3 protein-coding genes are annotated in these 4085 nt (G+C 70.4%); 1 reads left to right on the forward strand and 2 read right to left on the reverse strand.

What is annotated here, in order from left to right; genetic code table 11:
• Positions 1-363 precede the first annotated feature (363 nt).
• A complete protein-coding gene (locus VFE05_15045; GenBank protein ID HET6231388.1) occupies positions 364-666 on the forward strand; it encodes a hypothetical protein in 303 nt (100 codons plus the stop codon).
• 202 nt (positions 667-868) lie between these two features.
• On the opposite strand, the gene VFE05_15050 is transcribed toward VFE05_15045, so the two are convergent.
• Together VFE05_15050 and VFE05_15055 are read right to left on the reverse strand one after the other, a co-directional pair.
• Positions 869-2956: a TonB-dependent receptor gene (locus VFE05_15050; protein HET6231389.1), complete on the reverse strand. Its 2088-nt coding sequence runs from the start codon at positions 2954-2956 to the stop codon at positions 869-871.
• Between the two features lie 192 nt (positions 2957-3148).
• A partial coding sequence (locus VFE05_15055; protein HET6231390.1) for a PQQ-binding-like beta-propeller repeat protein occupies positions 3149-4085 on the reverse strand: 937 nt, incomplete at its 5' end.

The raw sequence follows: 4085 nt of genomic DNA on the forward strand, positions 1-4085 counted from the left end.
CACCTACTCCGGAGGTGACGAATGACCAAGCGCGCAAGACCAACAAGCCCGCGCCCGACCATCCCTGGCGCAAGCAGGGAACCTTTCGCCGGACATTTCTAAATCAACCAGACCCCGGACTTTTCTAAATCAACGCGACACTCGTGCGGCCGGGAAAACGGGTCTTGCCGCGGCTAATATAATTCAGACCACCATCGGCGTTCCGCGAGCCTGAGTTCAGCTTCGCAGTTGTACCGGTCGCAGCGAATGGGATCTGCGTTCTAGGTCCAGACTATGCGAAATAGCCGTGCTTATGCGAGGCAGAACTTCAAATGCTCAGGTTCAGCGCTCGCGTCTTCCCAACATCCGCGCTTGCAGGAGGAGATGATGATCGTAGGGTTGATCTTGGGGTGGGCCCTGCTGTTCGGGGTAACGTTCGTGACCCTGCGTGTGCTCGTGACGAAACGGGCGCAGGCGTGGTTGGCGACGACCGGAGCTTGGTTCATCGTGGCGGTCTGGGCTCTAGTGGGTGCTCTCATCTACTCGAGCGGCAGATGGGGCACAGTTGCCATGATCTTCGCGAGCTTGTCCCTCGTTCCGATCGTGGCGGTCTTGGTGACCTTCGTCTGGCGTAATGCCCGTATCATGCACCGGCAGCAGACGACATCTCGTCTTGGTGGTTCCTAAGAGATGCACTCTGCGGTAACTGCATCGAGCGGTCTCGTGCGCCTCTTTTGATCGGCCGAGAGCCATCCAAGGCGGTGGTCTCGAATACGTAAGCGCCGGAAAACCCGGAGGGGAACCGCTCTAACAGATCGGGCCCTGATCCCGGGAATGCCCACCATCTTCCAACACGGCTGGTCGTGCCTCTCCCGAACGTCCCCGCCGTTCATCTCCCGAACGCGAGGGTGGCGCCGGCGTAGAGGGAGCGGCCGGGGCCGGGCTCGTAGTAGCGGCCGCCGAAGGCGTTGATGGTGACGGAGGTGTTGTAGTCGCGGCCGAGGAGATTGGTGACGCCGACGAACGGCGACACGCGGCCGCGCCAGACGCGCAGGCCGTCCACGCCGCCTCGGACGTCGAGGGTGGCATACGCGGGCGAGCGGTGCAGGTTCGCGTCGTCCACCGGGAGCGAGGCGAGGTAGCGGGCTTCGGTTTCGATGAAGGCTCCGCGGGGGTTCTGAAGCGTGAGCATGCCGTCGAAGCGGTGCGGTGCGATGCCGGGGATGCGGTTGCCGGAGTAGTCCGCCGCGCCCACAGTGTAGTCGCGGAATCGCGCGTCGGTGTACGTGTACGCTAGCCGCGCGCGCAGGGCGGGGACGGGAGATGCGGTCACGCCCGCCTCCACGCCGCGGTGCCGCGCGGAGCCCGCGTTGCGGAAGAACTGCCGGCCGGGCGCCCCCGCGACCTCGAACGGGATCAGCGCGTCCCGCACGTCCGCGCGGTAGGCGGCGAGGTCGAACGACATCCATCTACCGACTCCGCCCTTCGCCCCCGCCTCGTACGACGTGGTGCGCTCCGGCTGGAGGTCCGGGTTGAAGCCGCCCGCGCCGGTGGGGCGGTTCGCCAGCTCGGTGGTGGTGGGCGTCTCGAAGGCGGTGGAGACGTTGGCGTACAGAGAGAGCCCCGCCGCGGCCCGGAGCATCAGGCCGGCGGTGGGGCTCCACGCGTGCATCGTCCGCGCACCGGAGTCGTCCGGGTTCGCGGGCGTCACCAGCCGGTCGTGCGCCGCGAAGCGGAAGCGGTCGTAGCGCACCGCGGCGGCGAGGTCGAGACCCGGGAGAAGGGGAGCAGCGAGCTGGGCGAAAGCGGCGGTGCCCGTCACGCGCTCCAGCTGGTCCAGCGTCAGAGCGCCGCGCGTACCCTTGGAGTTCGCGTGGTTGCGGCGGTCGTCGTGCTGCGCGTTCACCTCCGCACCCGCGTTCAGGCGCGCGACGCCGGTGGGCAGGGACAGCGCGACGCCGTACGCCGCGCGGGCTCCCCCGGCGCGGCGGTCCAGGTCGATGATGGCGTTGGGGATGGGGTTCACGATGCCGCGGGTGATGCCGTACGCGCTCAGAGTCATCGTCCCCGGTCCGGCGGGACGTTCCCAATGTCCGCCGATCTCCTCCTGGTCGCCGCGCTCCCCTGTGTTCTGCGTGACGTTGTTCGCGAAGGCGCGGGTGCGGCTGACCCGCAGCAGCGAGTCGCTGAGCGAGCCGGGGTTCTGCGCGTCGTAGCGGACGGCGTGGATGGTGAGGCCCGCGTCGGTCCCGCCGCGCGAGTAGCCGAGCCGCGCGTTGAAGAGCGTGTTGTCGGCGTGCGCGTGCTCGCGGTAGCCGCCGTAGCGCAGCCGGCCGATGCTGGCGCGGTACTGGATGCCGCCCTGCTGCCCGCCGACGATGGTCTGCGCGCGGACCAGGCCGTCGCTGCCGCCCGTGGCGCGGTACTCCGAGCCGAACGGCGCGTCCGGCGGCGGCGACATCGTCATGCGGATCACGCCGCCCGCCGCGTTGCCGTACAGCGCCGACGCCGGCCCACGGATCACCTCGATTCGCCCGATGGAGCCGAGGTCGACGTGATTTAGGCTGGTCTGCCCGTCGGGGAGCGTGGCGGGCACGTCGTCCACCAGCACGCGCACGCCGCGCACGCCGAACTGCGCCCGCGCCCCGAACCCGCGGATGGAGATGCGCTCGCCCAGCGCGTAGTTGAAGCGGTTGTCCACCTCCACGCCGGGCACGCCCGCCAGCGCCTCGTCCAGTGCCAGCCCCGGCTTGGCGCGCCGGATCTCGCGTTCGGTGACCACGGAGACGCCGTACGGCGCGCGCGCGGCCGGCAGCGGCGTCAGCAGCACGCGCGCGGAGAGCGTGTCCAGCCGCACCGTCTTCGCCGTGTCTCGCGCGGGCGTCTGCGCGTGCGCGGGCGAGTGCGCGGAAGCAAGGACGCTCAGCGCCAGCGCCAGCGGCAAAAGACGGTACGACGGATGATGCGGAAGCTGCACGGATGCCCTTCGTCTGTAGTCGTTCGCGTTCGGTAGATGTACGACGGACCGCCTCACCGCCCGGCATCTCCAGAGACGAAGCGATGCCGGACCGAGCGCCGCATCTTCGTCCTGCGAGGATGCAGAGCAGTTAGTCCGCGAAGGCGGACTTTGCGCAGTTGTTGCCGCGACTTCAGTCGCCACCAGCGGACATCACCGCCGCCGCGGCGCGCCCGCCTTCCCCGCATCTCCCGGCAGCGCGAAGGCGGCGAAGGCGTCGGAGTGGCCGAAGATCTTGCCGTCGCCACCCGCGGCGATCACGACGGTCTGGCGGCCACCGGGCAGGCGGAAGGTCATGGGCGTCGCCTTGCCAGCCGCGGGGAGCGCGCCCTTCCACAGCTCGCGGCCCGTCTCCACGTCGAACGCTCGCAGGTAGTGGTCCACCGTGGCGCCCACGAACACCACGCCGCCCGCGGTGACGATGGGGCCGCCCAGGTTGGGCGAGCCGGGCGGGAGATGCACGGCGTGCCCGGCCTTGGCGCTCGCGTACTCGTCCAGCGAGCCCAGCGGCACCTCCCACAGCTTGCGCCCGGTGTCCAGGCTCACGGCCACGAGCGTGCCCCACGGCGGCCGCGTGCACGGCATGCCGCTGGGGCCGAACAGGATGCGGCGCCGCATCACGTACGGCGTGCCGCGCATCTGCGCGTACTCCCAGTCGCCGTTCGCGCGCTCGCCCGTGTCGCGCCGCCGGATCGCGGGCGCCGAGTCACGGGGGATGAGCTGCACCACCGCGGCGATGCGGTTCACGGGGATGATCGCGATGCGGCGCACGGGGTCGTACGCCAGGCCACCCCAGTGCGCGCCGCCCACGTTGCTGGGCAGGGCCAGCGTACCGCGCAGGCTGGGCGGCGTGAACGGACCGTCGTACCGCAACGCCGCCACCTGCGCGCGGCAGGCGGCCAGGTCCTCCGGCGTGGGGCCCCACACGTCTTCCGGGGCCAGGCGCTGCGGGCTCAGCGCCTCCACCGCGGACTGCGGCTGCGTGGGCCACGCCGTCTCGCCGGGCACGTCGCTGGCGGGCACCGGGCGCTCGGCCACAGGGAAGATGGGGACGCCCGTGCGCCGGTCCAGCACGAAGAGCTGCCCCGTC

The sequence above is a fragment of the Longimicrobiaceae bacterium genome (genome assembly GCA_035696245.1).
GTDB lineage: Bacteria > Gemmatimonadota > Gemmatimonadetes > Longimicrobiales > Longimicrobiaceae > DASRQW01.